The 20098-nt window shown below is 57.2% G+C and carries 18 protein-coding genes and 1 tRNA gene; 9 read left to right on the top strand and 10 right to left on the bottom strand.

The window, feature by feature from the left end; translation table 11 throughout:
* Window positions 1-72: 72 nt before the first annotated feature.
* The 4 genes from hflC to rpiA form a co-directional block, all read right to left on the bottom strand.
* Entirely contained in the window at window positions 73-972 is a 900-nt protein-coding gene (gene hflC, locus BM347_RS00905) for a protease modulator HflC (RefSeq protein WP_093914551.1), read from the bottom strand.
* Window positions 972-2186, bottom strand: coding sequence for an FtsH protease activity modulator HflK (gene hflK, locus BM347_RS00900; RefSeq protein ID WP_175498455.1), 1215 nt, complete (start codon window positions 2184-2186; stop codon window positions 972-974). The genes hflC and hflK overlap by 1 nt, the downstream gene beginning before the upstream one ends.
* 69 nt (window positions 2187-2255) lie before the next feature.
* Window positions 2256-3728, bottom strand: coding sequence for an FAD-dependent oxidoreductase (locus BM347_RS00895; protein WP_093914550.1), 1473 nt, complete (start codon window positions 3726-3728; stop codon window positions 2256-2258).
* Between the two features lie 21 nt (window positions 3729-3749).
* Complete coding sequence (gene rpiA, locus BM347_RS00890; protein ID WP_093914549.1) at window positions 3750-4538, bottom strand: ribose-5-phosphate isomerase RpiA; 789 nt, start codon at window positions 4536-4538, stop codon at window positions 3750-3752.
* 249 nt (window positions 4539-4787) lie between these two features.
* Between rpiA and BM347_RS00885 the strand changes: the two genes are divergently transcribed.
* The 3 genes from BM347_RS00885 to BM347_RS00875 all read left to right on the top strand — a co-directional run bounded on the left by BM347_RS00885 (window position 4788) and on the right by BM347_RS00875 (window position 7620).
* Window positions 4788-5474, top strand: a complete 687-nt coding sequence (locus BM347_RS00885) for a glutathione S-transferase family protein (protein WP_093914548.1) — start codon at window positions 4788-4790, stop codon at window positions 5472-5474.
* A complete protein-coding gene (locus BM347_RS00880; protein WP_093914547.1) occupies window positions 5474-6847 on the top strand; it encodes an L-serine ammonia-lyase in 1374 nt (457 codons plus the stop codon). Before BM347_RS00885 ends, BM347_RS00880 begins: the two co-directional genes overlap by 1 nt.
* Before the next feature lie 92 nt (window positions 6848-6939).
* A complete protein-coding gene (locus tag BM347_RS00875) occupies window positions 6940-7620 on the top strand; it encodes a nitroreductase (RefSeq protein ID WP_093914546.1) in 681 nt (226 codons plus the stop codon).
* A gap of 298 nt (window positions 7621-7918) precedes the next feature.
* Here BM347_RS00875 and BM347_RS00870 read toward each other — a convergent pair whose 3' ends face one another.
* Window positions 7919-8887: an NAD(P)-dependent oxidoreductase gene (locus BM347_RS00870; RefSeq protein WP_281247836.1), complete on the bottom strand. Its 969-nt coding sequence runs from the start codon at window positions 8885-8887 to the stop codon at window positions 7919-7921.
* A 161-nt stretch (window positions 8888-9048) separates the two neighbouring features.
* On the opposite strand from BM347_RS00870, the gene BM347_RS00865 reads away from it, so the two are divergent.
* Window positions 9049-9960: a pirin family protein gene (locus BM347_RS00865; protein ID WP_093914544.1), complete on the top strand. Its 912-nt coding sequence runs from the start codon at window positions 9049-9051 to the stop codon at window positions 9958-9960.
* Window positions 9961-10002: 42 nt separating this feature from the next.
* On the opposite strand, the gene BM347_RS00860 is transcribed toward BM347_RS00865, so the two are convergent.
* Window positions 10003-10590 (bottom strand): TetR/AcrR family transcriptional regulator, encoded by a 588-nt coding sequence (locus BM347_RS00860; RefSeq protein ID WP_093914543.1) that lies wholly within the window; start codon window positions 10588-10590, stop codon window positions 10003-10005.
* A gap of 79 nt (window positions 10591-10669) precedes the next feature.
* On the opposite strand from BM347_RS00860, the gene BM347_RS00855 reads away from it, so the two are divergent.
* From BM347_RS00855 to BM347_RS00835, 5 genes are all read left to right on the top strand, one after another.
* Window positions 10670-10966 (top strand): hypothetical protein, encoded by a 297-nt coding sequence (locus BM347_RS00855; RefSeq protein ID WP_093914542.1) that lies wholly within the window; start codon window positions 10670-10672, stop codon window positions 10964-10966.
* A 103-nt stretch (window positions 10967-11069) separates the two neighbouring features.
* Window positions 11070-12371, top strand: coding sequence for a homoserine dehydrogenase (locus tag BM347_RS00850; protein WP_093914541.1), 1302 nt, complete (start codon window positions 11070-11072; stop codon window positions 12369-12371).
* Between the two features lie 39 nt (window positions 12372-12410).
* The gene (gene glpX, locus BM347_RS00845) at window positions 12411-13376 is read left to right on the top strand and encodes a class II fructose-bisphosphatase (protein ID WP_093914540.1); all 966 of its coding nucleotides are present in this window, start codon (window positions 12411-12413) and stop codon (window positions 13374-13376) included.
* 59 nt (window positions 13377-13435) lie between these two features.
* Window positions 13436-15181 (top strand): single-stranded-DNA-specific exonuclease RecJ, encoded by a 1746-nt coding sequence (recJ, locus tag BM347_RS00840; RefSeq protein ID WP_093914539.1) that lies wholly within the window; start codon window positions 13436-13438, stop codon window positions 15179-15181.
* A 76-nt stretch (window positions 15182-15257) separates the two neighbouring features.
* Window positions 15258-15332, top strand: a tRNA-Glu gene (locus BM347_RS00835).
* Between the two features lie 18 nt (window positions 15333-15350).
* Here the strand turns inward: BM347_RS00835 and BM347_RS00830 are convergent.
* The 4 genes from BM347_RS00830 to BM347_RS00815 form a co-directional block, all read right to left on the bottom strand.
* Complete coding sequence (locus tag BM347_RS00830; RefSeq protein WP_093914538.1) at window positions 15351-16547, bottom strand: hypothetical protein; 1197 nt, start codon at window positions 16545-16547, stop codon at window positions 15351-15353.
* Between the two features lie 620 nt (window positions 16548-17167).
* Window positions 17168-17593 carry a hypothetical protein gene (locus BM347_RS00825; RefSeq protein WP_093914537.1) on the bottom strand — a complete coding sequence of 142 codons (426 nt, stop codon included), beginning with the start codon at window positions 17591-17593 and terminating at the stop codon, window positions 17168-17170.
* A complete protein-coding gene (locus BM347_RS00820) occupies window positions 17590-18048 on the bottom strand; it encodes a hypothetical protein (RefSeq protein WP_093914536.1) in 459 nt (152 codons plus the stop codon). The genes BM347_RS00825 and BM347_RS00820 overlap by 4 nt, the downstream gene beginning before the upstream one ends.
* A 251-nt stretch (window positions 18049-18299) precedes the next feature.
* Window positions 18300-19949 (bottom strand): hypothetical protein, encoded by a 1650-nt coding sequence (locus tag BM347_RS00815; RefSeq protein ID WP_093914535.1) that lies wholly within the window; start codon window positions 19947-19949, stop codon window positions 18300-18302.
* Between the last annotated feature and the right edge of the window lie 149 nt (window positions 19950-20098).

The raw sequence follows: 20098 nt of genomic DNA, 5'->3' as shown, positions 1-20098 counted from the left end.
AGTTCATGGAAGCGACGAAAAAAGGGCCAGCGCAGTGGCCGGCCCTTTGTAATCACACATTGTCAGTGGGTTTTAGTTTCCTGCCCCCTCGGAGGCGCGGCTGCCTTGATCCGATCCCAGATAGTTAAAGAATTCGCTGTCCGGGGACATCACCATGGTCGAGTTCTCTCCCTTCAACGCTTGTTCATAGGCGCTGAGCGAGCGGTAGAATTCAAAGAATTCCGCGTCCTTGGAATAGGCTTCGGCAAAGATTTTGTTGCGTGCGGCGTCTGCCTCACCTTCGGTTATGCGGGCATCACGGCGAGCTTCTGACAAAATTTCCTCATACGTACGATCCGCAAGGGCCGTGACACGTTGCGCGGCTTCGCGGCCACGGGCACGTTCATCGGTCGCTTCGCGGGCACGTTCCGCAATCATCCGCTGCAATGTCGCATCAAAGTTCTGCTCGGGCAGATTGGTCTGGCGCAGGCGCACGTCAACCACATCCAGACCCAAGGCCTGCGCACGCGCATCGGACCGTTCGCGGATCTGATCCATCAAAGCCGAGCGTTCAGGCGACAGAATGGTGTTCGATGTCACACCTTGCGAACCCAGAACCGCACGGATCTGACCATCAAGGATACCGTTCAGCTGGATTTCAGCCTGACGGGCCCCATCGGTGCCCAAAGCCTGACGGAACTGACGCACATCGGCGATGCGGTACAGAACAAAGGCGTCGACTTCCAAGCGACGATCATCGGCTGGGGTGACTTCGATCATAGGCGTCTCAAGCGACAGGATCCGGTCGTCATAGCGCACGACTTCGTCCAGCAGCGGGATTTTGAACCCGATGCCTGCGTCTTCACGCACCTGTTTGATCTGACCAAAGCGCAGAACCAGCGCCTTTTCACGTTCATCAACAATAAAGATCGACGACAGCGCAACAATTGCCGCAATCACGATAACGGGGATAAGAAGGTTTAGCTTACGCATCAGTTTGACCCCTGTTTCGAACGCAGTTCATTAAGCGGCAGATAGGGGACGACCCCCTGCCCGCTTCCGTCTTGGTTGTTTTCAAGAATAATCTTGTCCACGTCACCCAGAACCTTTTCCATGGTTTCGAGGTACAGACGCTTGCGCGTCACCTCGGGTGCGGCGCGGTATTCGGTCAAAACGGCCTCGAACCGGCTTGCCTCACCCACGGCATCGTTCACAACCCGCGCGCGGTACCCTTCGGCTGCTTCAAGCAGTTGCGCCGATTGTCCGCGTGCTTCGGCGGTGCGCTGGTTGGCATAGGCGTCCGCCTGACGTTCCACCCGGTCGCGTTCTTGCTCGGCGGCCTGAACGTCACGGAAGGCGTCGATGACGGATTCCTGCGTCACCCGACCATCTGCGTCTGTCACAGTCACGGTCTGGCTTGGCGGGTCCACTTTGTTAAAGTTGACGCGGATAATGTTGATACCTGTCTGACGGTTGTCCAAAGTGGTCTGGATCAACTCGCGGGCATTTGCCTCGATTGCCGCACGGTCACGGTTCAGGATCGGGGCCAGTTCGGATTGCGCGATGATTTCACGCATCGCCGATTCAGAGATCGCCCGCACGGATGCCGTCGGGTCCCGCAGCGAGAACCGGAAATCTTGGGCGTTTTTCACATTCCAGACGACCTGAAAGTCGATGTCGACGATGTTTTCATCTGTTGTCAGCATCAAGCCTTCGTTGTCGCCGCCAGAGCGGCCAGCGCCAATTGTTTCGGCACGGTTGGTTGTCACGTCGAACACTTCGGCGGTGACAAAGGGCCACGGCGCAAAGTTCAGACCTTCGGTGCCAATGCCAGAGAATTCACCAAGAAATAGTTCAATCGACTGCTGTTCAGGGCGTACAGTGTAAAAGCTGGCCATGCCCCAAAGAACCACGGCTGCCAATGCGCCCAGTCCGATTGTGCCACGGGTGAAACGCGGGCTATTGCTGTCGCTGCCCCCGCCGCCAGTACCGTTACCACGGCCGCCGCTTTTGCCGCCCATCAAAACGCGCAGCTGTTCCTGACCTTTTTTCACCAGATCATCAATTTCGGGGATTTGTGGTTTGTCACCACCGGGGCCACGGCCCCCACCACTTGGTCGGTTGCCATTTGGCTTATTCTGGTCACCACCAGAATTGCCGCCTGTGTTTCCTCCGCCGCCCCAAGGGCCGCCTGTATTTCCAGCCATTAACTCTTCCCTATTACGACCGCCTTTGCGGTCTCGTCTCGTTCAAACTTGGGCATAAATGCCCGGATTTCAAGCTGTGCGTGTCGGTGTGCGCATCGTGACCAGTTCTTCCGACATGGTCGGATGCACCGCACAAGTCACATCAAACTGTTCTTTTGTCAGCCGCGCCTTGACGGCAATGCCCACCATCTGGATCAGCTCGCCAGCATTGGGTGCAACGATATGGCACCCTAACACAACGCGAGTGTCCTCACACACGATCAGTTTCATCATCACACGTTGGTTCTGTTCGGCAAAGGCCGTTTGCATGGGCCGGAACGAAGTTGCATAGATTTCAACCGGGCCCGCGTCACGCGCCTGCTCTTCGGTCAGCCCGACGGTACCCATTTCAGGTTGGGTAAAGACCGCCGACGGGATCAGATCGTGATCCACCGCTGTTGGGTTGCCGGCAAAGACCGTCTCGACGAACGCCATGCCTTCACGGATCGCGACAGGCGTCAGGTTGACGCGGTTGGTCACATCGCCAATCGCATAGATCGACGGCACGCCGGTCTGGCTATACTCATTCACTTCGATTTCGTTACCGCGGCCCAAGCTAACGCCGACATCTTCGAGGCCCATATCGTCGGTCATCGGTGTGCGCCCTGTGGCGAACAGCACGGTATCAAAGACTTTTTCATTGCCATTAGTGGATTTAACCCAGATCGGCCCTTGTGAACCCTCACGCGCAGCGGCGTTGTGGCGGTTCAGTTCACCTGCTTGGTTAACCGTAGCCCCCATCGCGGCGTCAGAATTGCTGAGCGCGTCGGCGTTGCCACGGTCAACCTCAAGCGCCATTTCAACAATGTTCGTGCCACAGTGAATGTCGATCCCGCTTTCGCGCATCGATTCAGCGACCAGCCCGCGGGCTTCATCGTCAAAGCCGCGCAGGATTTGTGCGCCGCGATAATATTGTGTCACCTCAACGCCAAGCCCCTGCAAGATGCAGGCGAATTCACAGGCGATATAACCGCCACCAATGATCAGAATAGATTTAGGCAGCTTTTCAAGGTGGAAAATATCATCGGATACAATTCCTAGATCAGCATTTGGCAGATCAGGGCGCACCGGGCGTCCGCCGGTAGCAACCAAAATATGCTTGGCGGTTTTCACCTCGCCGTTGGACAGCTCTACCGTATGCGCGTCTTTGATCTTGGCCCGCGCATCAAACGTCTCGACCCCGGACCCTGACAACAATTTACGGTACACGGCCTCAAGACGGTCCAATTCGCCGTGCAGGCGCTTGCGGAAGGAATGCCAATCAAATGTGCCCGGCTTGATATCCCAACCGTAAGCTTGCGCCTCGTCCGCCATGCCGGAATAGCCCGACGCAAATACCATAAGCTTTTTCGGCACACAGCCCCGGATTACGCAGGTCCCGCCATAGCGGTCCTCTTCAGCCAACCCGACTTTGACCCCATGTTCGCTGGCCGCCACCCGTGCGGCACGCACCCCGCCTGAACCGCCGCCGATTACAAACAGATCAAAATCAAAATCACTCATTGGGCCCGGGCCTTTCTATGGTCAGTCAGTCAGGTCAGAAAACACATTATCCGACTCGACAAAATCAACGCGATCACGGTCAACCGTACCCTCGTTGATGTCGCGTACTTCGAAACGCCCATCCCCAAAGCCGATGATCACTGCGTCACAGATATCAATAAACAATCCGTTTTCAACAACACCGGGCATCTGATTGATCACCAGCGACAATTGGCGCGGGTTTCCGATCCGGTTCAGGTGCAAATCCATGATATAATTGCCCTCGTCCGTGATGAACGGCACTTCACCATTCATCCGCAACGTAGACGTCCGCCCCAGCACATCCATCGAGATCAGCGTTTCCTCGACCAGCGCTTGGGTGGTTTGCCAGCCAAAGGGGATCACTTCGATCGGCAAGGGGAACGCGCCCAGCGTTTCGACCTCTTTACCGATGTCGGCGATCACAACCATCTGGTCAGACGCGGTAGCCACGATCTTTTCTTGCAGCAGCGCACCGCCGCCGCCTTTGATCAGGTTCAGCTCGCCATCAAATTCGTCGGCACCATCAATGGTCAGGTCCAGCCATTTAGCCTCGTCCAGGCTGATCACTTCGATACCGACCTCGCGGGCCAGTTGCGCAGTGCGCGTCGATGTCGGCACCCCTTTGATGCGCAACCCTTCGTCGCGTACCATTTCACCCAAACAACGCACCAACCACGCAGCGGTTGATCCGGTACCCAGCCCAACACGCATGCCGTCTTCGACAAACTGCGCGGCACGTTTCGCGGCAACAAATTTCGCCTTGTCAATGGGTGACAGTTCTCCGGCCATAATAGCGACTCCTGATTTATCGCTGCCCTTATAGACGCTGAGAGCGGTGGGTGCGACCCCTCAAAACCACCCACTGCACAGCTGGTTTGCGCGGCGCGGTGAATCATGTTTTGGGACGCCTGAGTAGACAACAATCGGAACGCATCATTTTGTGCAAACCGTCTGCTTTTTGCGCCCGCCGTTCCACAATGCACGCGAACATGTCGTTTTCAATCGCTCAGACCCACCGCAATCGGCTAACACAGCGGTATGAGCACCTATACACTTCACTATGCCCCCGATAACGCGTCGCTTGTCATCCGCCTGGCGCTTGAGGCGTTGGGCCAACCCTATCGCACGGTATTGGTCGACCGGAAGCTGGCAGCGCACAAAACGCCGCCCTACCTAAAGCTTAATCCCCATGGGCTTATTCCCGTGCTCGAATGCGCTGATGGCCCGATCTTTGAAACAGGTGCAATTCTGCTATGGCTCACGGATCAGCACGGAGAGCTTGGGCCGCAAGCTGACAGCCCGCAGCGCGCCGATTTCCTTAAATGGTTGTTTTTCATCTCGAACACGGTTCATTCTGCGCTGCGTATGACATTCTACCCCGAAAAATACGCAGGCCCCGACCCCGCCCATCAGACGGCATTGCGTCTAACCATGCAGGACGCGCTGAAACGCCATCTGGCAGAGCTGGATGTGCGGGCCGCCAAGGGGCCATTTGCGCTGGCCATCCAGCTGTATCTTGGCCCCTTGCTGCGTTGGTCTGTGCTGTATCCTGTGCAAAAAGACCAAGACTGGTTTAGCCTTGATGCTTACCCCAATCTCAAACAGATGTGCCTGACGCTCGACAGTCTGCCTTGCACCGCCGCGGCACAAACCGCCGAAGGGCTGGGCCCCACGCCCTTTTCGGCCCCACGCTATGCCACCCCTCCCCAAGGAAGTGCCACCTGATGTTTCTCTCTGTCTTCGATATGTTCAAGGTCGGCATCGGCCCTTCGTCCTCCCACACCATGGGGCCGATGGTGGCTGCGGCACGGTTTTTGGACCTGATGCGCGCATCGCCGTTCAAATTTGCGGGCTTGCGAGCGTCGCTTCATGGCAGCCTCGCCTTTACCGGTGTGGGCCACGCCACCGACCGCGCGACGATCCTGGGGCTCGCGGGCTTTACCCCCCAGGACTACGATCACGACAAGGCAGAAAATGTACTGACCGAGATACGCGCCAGCAATCTGATCACGCTCCCTGATTTTGGAACGCTCAAATTCAATCCCAAGACGGATATGATCTTTGACTATGATGTAAAGCTGGACGGCCACGCCAATGGCATGATGCTGATGGCAACCGACGCCCAAGGCGACGTCACCCTGCGCGAAACCTACTATTCCATAGGCGGCGGTTTTGTGATGACCGAGGCCGAACTAAACGCTGGCAAAGACACCGACGAAGGCGCGCCCGTGCCGTTTCCGTTCAAATCAGCCAGCGAGATGCTTGAGATGTCACAAGCGTCCGGCAAAAGCATCGCCCAGATGAAACGCGCCAACGAGGAATCGCGCGGCGGGGCGGCCCATCTGCGCGACGGGACCAAGCGACTGTGGCAGGTGATGAACGATTGTATAACGCGCGGGCTTGAAACCGATGGCATCCTGCCCGGCGGATTAAACGTCAAACGCCGCGCCAAGGGCATTTATGATGCGCTAATCGCCGAACGTGGCCTGAACCAGCAAGCGCCCCACACAATCAACGACTGGATGAGCGTCTACGCCATGGCTGTGAACGAGGAAAACGCCGCTGGCGGTCAGGTCGTCACCGCGCCCACCAATGGCGCAGCGGGAGTGATGCCCGCGACCCTGCGCTATTATCTGGATCACGTGCCCGGCGCGTCCGAGGCCCATATCGAAGACTTTCTTTTGACCGCTGCCGCCATCGGCGGGTTGGTGAAATTCAACGCCTCAATCTCGGGTGCCGAAGCAGGCTGTCAGGCCGAGGTTGGATCGGCCGCGGCGATGTCTGCGGCCGGATTATGCGCCGTTATGGGCGGGACGCCTGAACAGATCGAAAACGCCGCCGAAATCGCGCTGGAGCACCACCTTGGCATGACATGCGATCCGGTGCGCGGCTTGGTGCAGGTGCCGTGCATCGAACGCAATGGTCTTGGCGCGATCAAGGCGGTTTCCGCCGCATCCCTCGCCCTGCGCGGTGATGGCACGCATCTGGTTCCACTGGATGCATGTATAGAGACCATGCGCCAGACCGGCGCGGACATGTCCGAGAAATACAAGGAAACCTCGCTGGGCGGTCTCGCCGTGAATATACCAAACTGCTGATCTGACGCAGCGGCACCCGGCCAACCGACGCTTGACCCTGCCAGCCCTTTGCAAGACGCTGACATCTGTCAGGAAACGTCGGGAGGGACATCATGGAACTGGAACAGGCAATGTTGGGGCGCCGCAGCATCAGGGGCTTTACCAAAGACCCGGTATCGCGCGCGCTGCTGGAAGAGATCATTGAGCTGGCCAACCGCGCGCCATCATCGATGAACACCCAGCCTTGGCATTTCCACGTCCTGACAGGTGACCCGCTTGAGAAAGTCCGCGAGGGGAATTCCACCCGCATGTTGCAAGGCGTCCCGCCGGTGCGCGAGATCAGCGATCACGGGGCCTATGCGGGCGTGCACCGCGAACGGCAGGTTGATATCGCCAAGCAACTGTTCGCCGCCATGGGGATCGCGCGCGAAGACAAAGAACGCCGTCAGGATTGGGTGATGCGCGGTTTCCGTCAGTTTGATGCGCCCGTGTCAATCGTCGTTTGTTTTGACAAATCGCTGGATGACAATGGCACCATCGCGCATTTCGATCTGGGCGCTGTGACCTATGGCTTGGTCCTTGCCGCGTGGAGCAAAGGGTTAGGGTCTGTCATCAACGGCCAGGGGATCATGCAATCGCCCGTCGTGCGCGAGCATGCCCAAATCCCCGACGACCAAGTGATCATGACCTGCGTGGCCCTTGGCTGGCCTGACGAAAGTTTTTCTGCAAATGACGTTAAATCGGTGCGCCGCCCGGTGGACGCTGTGGCGCGGTTCGTGGGCTTTGACGGCTAAGACCGCAGCTCAGCGCGATTAACCATATTATGGTTGTTTTCGGGTATTTTCACCGGGTTGGAAAACCTGAAAACATCGTATTTTCAGGGGTATAACAGGCAACCCTCCCATCGCGTCTTAACAGTAATTAGGGTTAATATTTTCTTAAAAATCTGTAAACGATGCGATGCGGCCAAACGTGTTTATTAACACTTTCGCAGCTTTGCCTTTGCAAAAGCGTCGCGGTAAAAACTAAACACCAAATGATGCCAATAGTTTGCCGCGCGCACCTCTCCTATGACCTTAGAATTTACCATGGTTAACGCGCAGCGACCTCATAGCCGCGTTCTTCAGGCTCATCGTCTATCAATTCTTGAGGAAACCCATCTGCCAGTATTTTCAGGCCGGTTGCGTCCTCTAACCGTTCGATAATACGGTCCGATTGCGCCCGTTCACCATAGCGTTGTTGCCCGTCTTTCATGATCTCAATGATCAGCGGGGACAGTTCAAGCGGGATCGAACGTTGGTCAGCAAGCTTTTGAAATAGCCCGATATCTTTCTGGATAAGGTCCATGGTAAAGTTCACATCCCGCGACCCCGACAGGATCAGCTGGCTTTCTGTTTCATGGACAAAAGACGTTCCCGATGACATGGCAATCGCCTGATACGTCGTCGCCATATCCATTCCTGCCCCCTTCATCACGGTCATCGCTTCGCAGACGGAAACCAGGTTCACAGTGGCAAGGTAATTTGTCATCACCTTTAGCACGGACGCCGTGCCCAGATCGCCTGTATGCAGCACGCGCCGTCCCATCAGCGTCAGCAGCGGCAAGACGCGATCAAAACCGGGCCGATCGCAGCCCGCAAAAATGCTGATATTGCCAGTGTCGGCGCGGTGGCATCCGCCCGAAACGGGGCAATCAACGGCGGTGCCCCCTGCATTAATCACAGCCGCGCCGAGGCGTTTGATCTCGGCCTCGTCCGTTGTCGACATCTCCATCCAGATCTTTCCGGGGCCGACATGAGGCAGCATCTCGGCCATCACTGCCGCCGATGCCGCCGGACTGGGCAGGCAGGTGATGACCACATCGCAGGTCTGCATCAGATCCGCAGGTGATGCGCCGTCCTTGGCCCCCGCTGCTACTTTGGCGGCTACGAAGTCAGCATTCAAATCATGCACATAGAGATCGACGCCATTCCGAAGCAAGCTGCCTGACAGCTTGCCGCCCACGTTACCCAAACCAATAAATCCGACCTTCATGCCTGCGCTCCCCTTTAAGTTAACGATAGGTGAACCGCGCCAGGCCAGCCCGGTCGCGCCTGTTTGCGACCCCTGCAGCCCTGTCAGCGCAACAGTTCAAATTTGCACAAGCTTGGTTCGCCGCTGCGATATTGCAGCGCGGTCAGTATCGACCTACCTATGGGTCAACTCACGAAAGGAGAGCGACAATGTCCCTCAGACCCACACTTGAGACCCGCGCAGCTGTCCCAACTTTGGAAGGCGCAGGCGTCAAATTGCACCGCGCCTTCGGGTTTCAGGATCCCAGCGAGCTGGACCCGTTTTTGCTGTTTGATGATTTTCGGAATGAGCGCCCCCAAGATTTCGAACGCGGCTTTCCGTGGCATCCCCATCGGGGGATCGAAACCATTACCTATGTTCTGTCAGGCACGGTGGAGCATGGCGATTCCCTTGGCAATGTTGGCACCCTAGGGGCGGGCGATGTGCAGTGGATGACTGCCGGATCGGGGATTTTGCATCAGGAAATGCCGCACGGAAATGCGCAGGGCCAGATGCACGGCTTTCAGCTGTGGGGAAATCTGCCATCCGCGCAAAAGATGACCGCGCCGCGCTATCAGGATGTCACGGCCAAGGATATTCCGGTGATCACCGATGATGATGGCAGCGTGGTCAAAGTCATCACCGGCGAATTCTGGGGCAAGACCGGTCCGGTAGATGGCATCGCTGCCGATCCGCAGTATCTGGACATTTCCGTACCCGCGGGCGTCAAAAAGACGTTCAAGATCGACACTTACCGCCGTGCTTTTGCTTATGTATTCGAAGGGGCTGCGGCGTTTGCAGATGCTTCAAAGCCATCGGGCGTGCTGCTTGAAAAAGAGGTCGGCGGCGAAGAGGTCAACATTCGCGATCTCAGCGGGGACCGGACGCTGATCCGTTTCGGTACGGGCGACGAGGTGACATTGCAAGCCGGGCCTGAGGGGGTGCGTTTCCTGCTTATTTCGGGTGCCCCGATAGACGAGCCTGTGGCCTGGCATGGCCCGATCGTGATGAACACGCAGGACGAATTGCGCCAAGCAATGCGAGACCTGAACAACGGGACATTCATAAAACCTGCGCATTGAATGAGACGCGCATTGAAAAACGGGGGTATGGCCGACTGCGGCCTACCCCGACATCACTGACTTACGCACCATATCCCAATATTGCGCAATGACCTGATCCAGCGAAAGCCGGCCACCGACCCGAAACCACGTATTCACGCCCGTGAGCATCGCGATAACAGCCAGCGTCGCGATTTTGGTGTCAGCAATGTCAAACTCACCCGCATCAGCACCGCTTTGCAAAATGGCCTGTAGGCGATCTTCGTACTGGCGGCGCAGCGCTTCGACAGCGCTAAAATTCTCGGGCGACAGATTGCGAAGCTCCATATAAGAGATGAAAACCTCGTCGGGGCGGTCGGCGTGGAACCGAATGTGGAAATCCACGAAGCGGCGCAGCCTGTCCACCGGCGCGAGGCTCGTGTCGTCGGTAAACGCCGCCAAAAGCTGCTCCATATGGGTGCAAAGCAGATTAAACAGCAGCGTTTGCTTGTCTGGCGTATAGTTATAAAGCGCCCCCGCCTGCACGCCGACCTCGCTGGCGATGGCACGCATGGACACGGCGGCAAACCCGTTTTGCGCAAACAGGCGCAATGCAGCCTCGCGGACCTTGGGGCCGGTGATATCAGAATGTGAACCAGTGGTACGTGCCATACTCAAACGCTAATTGAACAGTCGTTCAAAGGCAAACCCCGCTTGCACGATAACTATGGCTGGTGCATGAATTGCCGCCATGACACATCACATCCTTCGCCGCCTTTGCGCCCTTGCCCTGCTGTTGCCAGCCGCCTGTACTCAGTTTCCAGCGCTCGACAGCCGTGCCACGCCTGAAATGCTGGCCGCGCAGTACCCTGCCCTTGTTCCCGTGGATCCGCTGTCGGCGCAGCTGACGACCGGGCAGAGTGACGCTGAGCAGATTGAAAGCACGATGGACGCCCGCGTCGCGGGTTTGCAGGCCCGGGCAGCACAGCTGCGCGGATCAGTTCTCACAGATGCCGAGAAACAACGGCTCAGCGAAGGCCTGCAATAGACGATTTTCCGACGGGCTGCGTTGCACGTGGGGTTTGAACCCGTTACATCGCCGCCATAGAGTAATTTCGTCGCCCCTGCGCACCGTTTTAAAGGAACCGCACATGTCACATCCGCTTCAGTCTGGGCCACTTCGTCTTGGGATTGCGGGATTGGGTACGGTGGGCGTTGGCGTTGTGCGTATTTTGCGCAAACAGGCCGATCTGCTTGAGGCCCGCACAGGCCGCAAGATCACCATTTCGGCCGTGTCCGCCCGCAGCAAAGACAAAGACCGCGGCGTCAACCTGTCGGGCTATGCTTGGGAGGACGACCCCGTCGCCCTGGCCAAGCGCGATGATGTCGATGTGTTCGTTGAATTGATCGGTGGCGACGAAGGTCCGGCTAAAGACGCGACCGAGGCCGCATTGGGCGCTGGTAAAGACGTTGTAACCGCAAACAAGGCGATGCTGGCCATCCATGGTCAATCGCTTGCCGAACAGGCCGAGGCAGCTGGCCGCCACATCCGGTACGAAGCGGCGGTGGCAGGCGGTATCCCCGTGATCAAGGTCCTGAACGAGGCCTTGGCCGGAAACGAGATTACCCGCGTGATGGGCGTGATGAACGGGTCTTGCAACTATATCCTGACCCGGATGGAGGACGCTGGCCTGCCCTATGAGGACGTTTTCGCCGAGGCTGACGGCCTTGGCTATCTTGAGGCTGATCCGGCGCTGGATGTGGGCGGCATTGATGCTGCGCATAAACTGGCGATCCTGTCATCCATTGCCTTTGGCTCGCGCGTTGATTTCGACGGGATCGACCTTGAAGGCATTGAACGGGTCAGCATCGAAGACATCCGTGCAGCCGCTGGCATGGGGTACAAGATCAAACTGTTGGGTGTCGCCCAGATGACCGGACGCGGGCTTGAGCAGCGCATGCAGCCCTGTCTTGTGCCTGATACATCGCCTTTGGGGCAATTGTCCGGCGGCACCAATATGATCGTGCTTGAGGGCGACGCCGTTGGCCAAATCGTGCTGCGCGGCCCCGGCGCGGGCGAAGGTCCTACTGCCAGCGCCGTTCTGTCCGACATCTGCGATCTTGCCCGTGGTTGGCAAGGGCCGGTGTTCGGCCAAAAAGCCAGCACCCTGACCAACACCGCGTCGGCCATGTCACAGGCCCCGGCGGCATTCTATCTGCGCATGGGCCTGCTGGACAAACCCGGCGCATTGGCCAAAGTAGCAACGGTGCTGGGCGAAGCAGGCATCAGCATTGACCGAATGCGTCAGACCGCCCACCATAACGATCACGCGCCGGTTTTGATCGTCACCCATAAAACCACTCGCAGCGCGTTAGATGATGCTTTGGCCGCAATGGCGAAAACCGGAGTTCTGGCCAGTGATCCCGTTGCCCTGCGGATCGAAGACCTTTGAGCCGCCCTTAAAAGATTGATGTAAAAGGAACCGACCCTCATGACCTCTCCTGCTGATTTCAAAGACCGCATGTTGTCCCTTGGCCTTGCGCGCGTATCCGAGGCCGCAGCGTTGGCGTCGGCCAAACTGATCGGTCGCGGCGACGAAAAAGCGGCAGATCAAGCGGCTGTAAACGCCATGCGCAAACAGTTGAACATGCTGGATATCGCAGGCGTCGTGGTGATTGGCGAAGGCGAACGTGACGAGGCCCCGATGCTGTATATCGGCGAGGAAGTCGGCACCGGCAATGGCCCCGGTGTAGACATCGCGCTGGACCCGCTCGAAGGGACCACATTGACGGCCAAGGACATGCCAAACGCGCTGACCGTAATTGCCATGGGCCCGCGCGGGTCAATGTTGCATGCGCCTGACGTGTACATGGACAAGCTGGCCATCGGGCCGGGCTTTGCCAAGGATGTTGTGACGCTTGATATGACACCGGCGCAACGCGTGCAGGCCCTTGCCGCCGCCAAAGGCTGCAGCACGCAGGACATCACCGTATGTATTCTGGAACGCCCCCGCCACGACGAAATGATCGCCCAGGTCCGCGAAACCGGCGCGGCGATCCGGCTGATCACCGATGGCGACGTGGCCGGCGTCATGCATTGCGCAGAACCCGGCACGGGCATCGACATGTATATGGGATCTGGCGGCGCGCCTGAAGGCGTACTAGCCGCCGCCGCTTTGAAATGTATGGGCGGGCAAATGTATGGCCGCTTGCTGTTCCGCAACGACGATGAACGGGGCCGCGCCGCCAAGGCCGGGATTACCGATCTTGACCGTATTTACGGGCGCGACGAAATGGTCACCCAAGACGTGATCTTTGCCGCGACGGGTGTGACGGGCGGTACACTCTTGCCCGGCGTGCAGCGCGAACCGGGCTGGCTGACAACCGAAACACTGATCATGCGGTCCAAATCCGGGTCAGTGCGGCGGATCAATTATCGCACGCCGACCGATAGCTAAGCACGTTGGGCACGCAGACTACTGGATAAGTTACTGAACATGAACGGAGTGAGGGACGCATGAGCTTTTTAGGTGTTGATGCATCCCTGACCGGGCGCAAATGGGTCGGACCCAGCGTCGAGTCCGAACGCGCCACACAGGTGCTGTTGCAACAGACCGAGCTGCCGCAGGCGTTATGTCAGGTGCTGGCCCGCCGTGGCGTAGGTGCCGCCGTGGCCAAGCAGTTTTTGTCCCCATCTTTGCGCGAGTTGCTGCCCGATCCACGCAGCCTGCGGGATATGGAAAAGGCCGCAACACGGTTTCTGGCAGCCGTTAAATCCCGTCAACGCATTGCCGTGTTTGCCGATTACGATGTCGATGGTGGCAGTTCCGCCGCGCTGCTGCTGGTGTGGCTGCGCGACATGGGCTGCCAGGCGACGCTATATGTGCCTGACCGCATAGACGAAGGCTACGGCCCCAACGAAGAGGCCATGGCCGCCTTGGCCGCCAAGCACGACCTGATCATCTGTGTCGATTGCGGGACGCTGTCACATGGGCCAATTGCTGCGGCGGTGGGCGCGGATGTGATTGTGCTGGATCACCACCTTGGTGGCGAAAACCTGCCGGATGCTGTCGCGGTCGTGAACCCGAACCGGCAGGACGAAGACGGCGCGCTGGCCCATCTGTGCGCCGCTGCCGTCGTATTCTTGATGCTGGTCGAGGCGGGCCGCCAACTGCGCGAGGCGGGCACCAAAGGCCCCGATCTGATGTCCATGCTTGATCTGGTCGCCCTTGCCACCGTAGCCGACGTGGCCCCGCTGATTGGCGTGAACCGCGCTTTTGTACGCCAAGGGTTGCGCGTGATGGCACGACGAGATCGCGTTGGGCTGGCCGCGCTTTCTGATATCGCACGGATGGACACGGCCCCTGCAGCCTATCATCTGGGGTTTCTGCTGGGTCCGCGCATCAATGCGGGCGGGCGCATCGGGCAGGCCGATCTGGGCGCGCGCCTGCTGTCCACCAATGACCCGCACGAGGCTGCGGCCTTGGCCGAGCGGCTGGATACCCTGAATACCGAACGCCGCGATGTCGAGAACGCAGTGCGCGCGGTGGCATTGGATCAAGCCGAGGCGCGTGGCTTTGACGCGCCGCTGGTCTGGGCCTCTGGCGCGGGCTGGCATCCCGGCGTCGTGGGCATCGTCGCCTCGCGCCTTAAGGAAGCATCGAACCGCCCGTCCATCGTGATCGGGTTCGAAGACGGCATTGGCAAAGGATCGGGCCGATCCGTGTCCGGCATTGATTTGGGCGCGCCGATCCAACGGCTGGCCGCCGAAGGGTTGTTAATCAAGGGCGGTGGCCACAAGTTGGCCGCTGGTCTGACCGTCGCCGAAGACAAGCTGGACGCCGCAATGGCACGGCTGGCCGAGTTGCTGGAAAAACAGGGGGCCCATCTGGCTGGTGCCGCAGATCTGCGGCTGGACGGTATGCTGATGCCCACCGCGGCCACCGTTGAACTGGCCGAGCAAATCGAACAAGCGGGCCCGTTCGGTGCCGGTGCCCCTGCCCCGCGTTACGTTTTTGCGGATATGCAGATTCGGTTCGCCAAGCGCGTCGGTGAAAGCCATCTGAAAATCAGTTTCGGGGATGGCGGAGGTGCCGGTACCAAACTGGATGCCATCGCCTTTGGTGCATTCGACGGCCCGCTTGGCCCAGCCCTTGAAAACCACGGCGGTGCGCGGTTTCACTTGGCGGGTCGGCTCGACATCAATAGCTGGCGCGGGCGGCAAACCGTGCAACTTCGACTGGAAGATGTAGCACCCGCATAAAACTTTTTCACATTAGGGGTAATTTCTACTTGCGCCCTTTCGCGTGATTGCCTAATGAACCGCTCACAAGCTAAGTGGCCCGTTCGTCTATCGGTTAGGACGTCAGGTTTTCAACCTGAAAAGAGGGGTTCGACTCCCCTACGGGCTGCCACTTCCCTCCTAAAAGCCTTTATTCATTGGCATCTGATACTTCAGGTGTCCCACGGTTTTCGTGGCGTGGGACACTTCGCTCTTGGCGAGCTCTCTCAACCCTGTCGAAACCAGACTCGACCAATCGGGCGCGATCAACTCCCTGGACATAGGGTGCCGACGATTTGAAGTCCGAGTGAGACAGGCGAGCGGCAATCTCATAGACATTCGCACCCGATAGGGCCATCTCGTGTCCAGTAGCTTTTCGAACCCCGTGTTGAGAGCGCGTGGCCCTCTTTTCAGTCCTTTTTTTACCTGTCTTGTTATCTACCACTTCAATACTTTTGTAGAATCCTGCTTGCACAACCCACTTTGAAATCTTGTTTCCCAATGAATTTTTCGAAGCGAACGGACGACCGAATTCGGTGAGCAAAAAAGCGTCCTCATGCACACCGAGTTCCAGTTCCTCAGCAAGCTCTTTCATTAGAGGCACCTCCACATACTTAGAGCCGTTCTTTTTGGGCTGCCAACCCAAAAAGGCACGTCCTTGCTTGAGCTTGATGCTCTCCGGTCCAATATCGAAAGTGTCTCCGATGCGGCCTGCCATATTCTTGGTCAAATAAAACCAGCGCCGCGCCATGGTGCCACTTCCATGTGTTTCCAAGAATTTTTTCTCTTCTTCTTCTGTCCACGCTATTGCGCCACCACGCCCCTTATGTGGGCTTGAAACTACGAAAACTTCCGACTTCTCTGGAAACCCACGAGATTCACCCCAGCGGTAAGCGGCCTTCATGGCTTTAAGACACGTTTCCGCAGCACCTGTGTGCGAACCAAAAGAATCGAGGATGTGAACGAATGCTTTTTTGGGGAAGTCCGCGTTGAGCTCCCCCATGCGCCGTCCGCGCATTTTCACATCGGCTGCCTGTCGAAGTCCACGCTGCCGACCGGTCCTTGTGTCTTCATTCAGAACCCCAGCCATTACCATGTCTACCATCGCTGCATTGAAACGCTCACACAGTTCATCAAAGGTGCCACGTGCGACCTTAGCGGGAATCTGAGCCTCCAGCTTAATTCCAAGTCGCGCAGCCTCGTAGTGATCCTTAAAAGCTGGATTACTCGGGCCCACGGGTATTGTGATACGCCGAGATTTATCGCCTTCTACACGAACTCGCCAACGGGGATTTCCCGCAGGTGTAAATTCCTCCAGAAGACCCGGGTATTCTGTCCAAACTCTCATCGTAGGTCCTCAAATCTTTCTGGCTCGTCCGAAAACGCCTCTTCACTTCGAATTTTCGTATCGATTGCATCTGAGACAGATATTTCGATCCGGAAAGAACCGTCTCCGTGAACATGAAGAGCACCGGGTATGAGCCCTGCGGTAATCACGGCACTGATGGCATTTGAGAGAGAAGCTTGAGATGGGCGTGCGGCTGGCATTGTGTTTCCTCATTTTCGAGGATGTGCGTCGGATTTTCGCATTTCGGGGACATCTGTGTTTATGGTTCGATATCTCTCGAATTCCGGTAGATATTTCAAATTAATCATTATAAATCAGTTACTTGAATCGAGTCACTGTATGGACAAAAACTCAAAACTGAGAGCGCAGCTGATCAACTACGATTTCCTCTGCACCCTTTTTGCGAATTATCTTGAGCGTTCCTTTGGAGATCGGCCTATCGCGGCGTAATCAACATCGACAAAAGCCTTCGTCGAGACAGATTGCATATCAAACGCGTGCAGGCCGTGAGCAGCAGTTGGGGTGAAAGGCCGGCACGCGCTGGCTGGTGGCTGGCCAAGGCAACCTCTGGGCATCTCAGCCCTCAAGATGACGGCGCTGAAGCTCAGCGCCGTCCTGCGTCATCCCTGAAGAAGGTCGTCCATCAACCGCTCGGCCTGGACCGTATCGATTACTTCGGTGACCGCCTCGTAGAGCCCAATAAGATGTCCGACAGCGACCGCCAGAGAATGTGTGCGCGTATCGAAATGACGCTGGTGATGCCCACCATGCACGTTGTGTTCATCCGCGATCCACGTCGTCTGAACATCTTTTTCGATTTCAACTCTCATGAAATCAATGAGTATCTCCAGATCATGGAGGAATGGCTCCGTGAGCAAAGCATCTGCGTTGAGGTGACGCTTTACTGCCTCAGCGATTGCTCGGCGCAGAGGAGGAAGCGACGGAATGATAACATCATAAAGTTGGTCGCGGGCAATGCGAGCTTGCATCACCGCGTCTGCAGTCAACGCCAACAAAAATTCTCGGTGGGAAAGTTCTACACTCATTGCAGATCTCCCATTTCTTGAGCAACGGCGTGATGATGGGAACCATGAACGCCGTTGACGTTGTTTGCACAGTTACCCAGCGGGGAAGCCTCGGAACAGATGCGCAATGCCTCGGCAAAGCCGTCAGCGAGCAGGCAGATCTCCTCGACCATTGGGTCCGCGGGGTCGATGGCCGCGAAATAGCCAGATTCCGGTTGGTATGGCTCATCAACGTGCTTCAGGAATAAGATGTCCTTTAACTTGCTGAGCAGGCCCATTGTCCGTCGGGACGGCATCATTTCTCGGCCCAGAGCATCGGAAATATTTTCGACGAGGTTTGCTCCTTCGCCACCGGCCAGCAAGTATGCCGCATGGTGAAGTCCATTGTGATATTTCTCAACAAACCCATGAATGGGAAAATTTGAGTGTTGATGTGGCGTTGTCGGCTTGAGAGCCCAAGGGGTGACAATATTCATATTAGTCGTACTCCAACAGTGCAAAGAGGAACTCCTTGCTTCAAGCATCTATTCGCTGCTGGTGGCGGGTTCATTCTGTCCGCGGTCTCTCACAGAAGAGCGCGGACAAAATGAACCGCAGCCTCTTTACTCCAGTGTTCTAATTACTGATAAAATCTGGGCACTTCGTCGCTTCGGAGTAAATATTGCCGAACTTTGGTGACGTCGATGCAGTGAACCTTCGGGAGTAGCGTCAGGCCATCTGATAAATCTCACTGTCTTGCTGGATGCAACTTCGCAAAAGGTCTGCCAATCGTCGGATCCTCAGTCTCAGCGCGCAATTCCGATACATATCTCGTGCAGCTTCCAGCAGGACTACGCTCTGGTGGCGATGTAGCCATGACCTTGGCAGACAACATCGAGATTGGCAGGAGATTAGGGCGTAAGCGGGCGCTGTCGGCGCGCTGCCTGATCGAAGGTATATGCTCCATGGAGTGTTTCGGGTTGCTGTCGGGGGGGTGTTTGAGCGGCTGGTGCCCCACTGCAGCCTTTAGCAATGGCGTTCCGCGTGGCAAGCCCCCCTGTCGTAGTAGTAGACTTGTCTCACTTTTTCTGCAGGGTTCCACGTCTTTAATTTCAGCGGTTTTTCTTTCTGTCACCGACGCGGGTGGGCATCCCTTTCGATACCATGTCGACCGAGAATAACCGTGTACCAGCCATGGCTTTTCGGTCGAGATGTTGTTTGCCGCCAGGTAGTCCTTGCGCATCTTCATGCCCTTAGCACGGCGACGGGCGGCTTCGCTCTCAACCCGCCGTTTACTTCTTTCCACGGAGGAAAATACTTGCCGCAAATCGAGCTTCTTCGCGAGGCAGTCGGAGACTCCGAGCATCTCCGCAATTCGCGCACCAGAATAGTTATACTTTTGCTGGTCGCGCTTGAGGCGCCGAATGGCGGCTCGGATCACAGACGCCACCTCCGTCCGCGACAGCCCGATGCAATACTGGGCTGCGACCCGCTCCACTTCAGACTCAAGGTCTTTCACATCGTGTTCATGCGTGAGGCACGTAGCATAGACATGTAGCCACACGTTGCGGAGACCCTCGGGTACCTGATCTTTCCAGTAGTGCACGAGCGTCAATAAATCGCCGCGCACATGACGGAAGCGTGTAGCTGGGGCGAGACCACGCGGTCCCGTAGAACCCTTCTGCTTGTTCGCTTTCTGTACGGAGGTCATGTCAGCAAGTGCAGCCCGCGTTGGCCGACCCGCCGCAATATAAATTCGATCAGCGAGCGCATCAAAACCGTAGCGCCGCAGCGTGCCTCCAAGCACGGCGACCTCGCGACCATTCTTATTATTGATAGTTTCAGGTATGCGAAAAACTCTCGCAGGGTCGCAACAGGCGCGATCCGCTCCAAACTTCTGGAACAAATCTATAAGACAGGCCTGTGCCGCCTGCCATCTTTCCAAGGCTGCCGGATGCAGCTCGTCAATAAACCACAGAGCCGCGAAACCGCGCCCGGTATCCGTCAGCGTTGACGGCATCGGCAGCCCCAAGGATTGTACGACAGCCGAGAATGCCTCGACGACTTTGCTGAGCGCGGCATCTCGCCAGCAAGGCATGGTTCTATAATCAAGGTCCAAGGCCAGTACATTGAGTGCCGCCAGACGGCCGTAGCTGCGAGGGCCATGAAACCGGTGCAGCGTGACATAGGCCGAGACGTCGAGCCAAACAGAGGCTGTAAAAGGCAGAGATGCACAATCATATGTGCGGGCGCATTTCACATCGTCGTCCAGCCGCATCAACGTTACTTGGCCGTGCGCACCTTCTGGGTGAAGCAGCCGTAGATAATCCTCGGCCCGCATCTTGGTGAGGGCCGGTAGGGGATGATCGGAGAAATGAAGTTGTTGCGAGGGTTCCATTTTGAGGACTTACGTCCGAAATGAACCCTCTCAAAATTTCGCGACGTAATTCTTTAGAGGTCAAATGCACTCGACCGTTTCCGTATCACCCGAGGTAGCTCCACTTCCTAACCACAGGCAGAATAACTCGCCCGTATTTAGACAAAGGA

The sequence above is a fragment of the Sulfitobacter marinus genome (assembly GCF_900116285.1).
GTDB lineage: Bacteria > Pseudomonadota > Alphaproteobacteria > Rhodobacterales > Rhodobacteraceae > Sulfitobacter > Sulfitobacter marinus.
This window is presented reverse-complemented; position numbering and strand designations above follow the sequence as displayed.

Bases quoted from the DNA above. Each gene is read 5' to 3' on its own strand.
- hflK (WP_175498455.1), bottom strand. From the start codon at position 2,186: ATGGCTGGAAATACAGGCGGCCCTTGGGGCGGCGGAGGAAACACAGGC.
- rpiA (WP_093914549.1), bottom strand. From the start codon at position 4,538: ATGGCCGGAGAACTGTCACCCATTGACAAGGCGAAATTTGTTGCCGCG.
- BM347_RS00860 (WP_093914543.1), bottom strand. From the start codon at position 10,590: ATGGCACGTACCACTGGTTCACATTCTGATATCACCGGCCCCAAGGTC.
- recJ (WP_093914539.1), top strand. From the start codon at position 13,436: ATGAGCTTTTTAGGTGTTGATGCATCCCTGACCGGGCGCAAATGGGTC.
- BM347_RS00820 (WP_093914536.1), bottom strand. From the start codon at position 18,048: ATGAATATTGTCACCCCTTGGGCTCTCAAGCCGACAACGCCACATCAA.
- BM347_RS00830 (WP_093914538.1), bottom strand. From the start codon at position 16,547: ATGAGAGTTTGGACAGAATACCCGGGTCTTCTGGAGGAATTTACACCT.
- BM347_RS00875 (WP_093914546.1), top strand. From the start codon at position 6,940: ATGGAACTGGAACAGGCAATGTTGGGGCGCCGCAGCATCAGGGGCTTT.
- hflC (WP_093914551.1), bottom strand. From the start codon at position 972: ATGCGTAAGCTAAACCTTCTTATCCCCGTTATCGTGATTGCGGCAATT.
- BM347_RS00825 (WP_093914537.1), bottom strand. From the start codon at position 17,593: ATGAGTGTAGAACTTTCCCACCGAGAATTTTTGTTGGCGTTGACTGCA.
- BM347_RS00850 (WP_093914541.1), top strand. From the start codon at position 11,070: ATGTCACATCCGCTTCAGTCTGGGCCACTTCGTCTTGGGATTGCGGGA.
- BM347_RS00815 (WP_093914535.1), bottom strand. From the start codon at position 19,949: ATGGAACCCTCGCAACAACTTCATTTCTCCGATCATCCCCTACCGGCC.
- BM347_RS00880 (WP_093914547.1), top strand. From the start codon at position 5,474: ATGTTTCTCTCTGTCTTCGATATGTTCAAGGTCGGCATCGGCCCTTCG.
- BM347_RS00895 (WP_093914550.1), bottom strand. From the start codon at position 3,728: ATGAGTGATTTTGATTTTGATCTGTTTGTAATCGGCGGCGGTTCAGGC.
- BM347_RS00865 (WP_093914544.1), top strand. From the start codon at position 9,049: ATGTCCCTCAGACCCACACTTGAGACCCGCGCAGCTGTCCCAACTTTG.
- BM347_RS00855 (WP_093914542.1), top strand. From the start codon at position 10,670: ATGACACATCACATCCTTCGCCGCCTTTGCGCCCTTGCCCTGCTGTTG.
- BM347_RS00885 (WP_093914548.1), top strand. From the start codon at position 4,788: ATGAGCACCTATACACTTCACTATGCCCCCGATAACGCGTCGCTTGTC.
- glpX (WP_093914540.1), top strand. From the start codon at position 12,411: ATGACCTCTCCTGCTGATTTCAAAGACCGCATGTTGTCCCTTGGCCTT.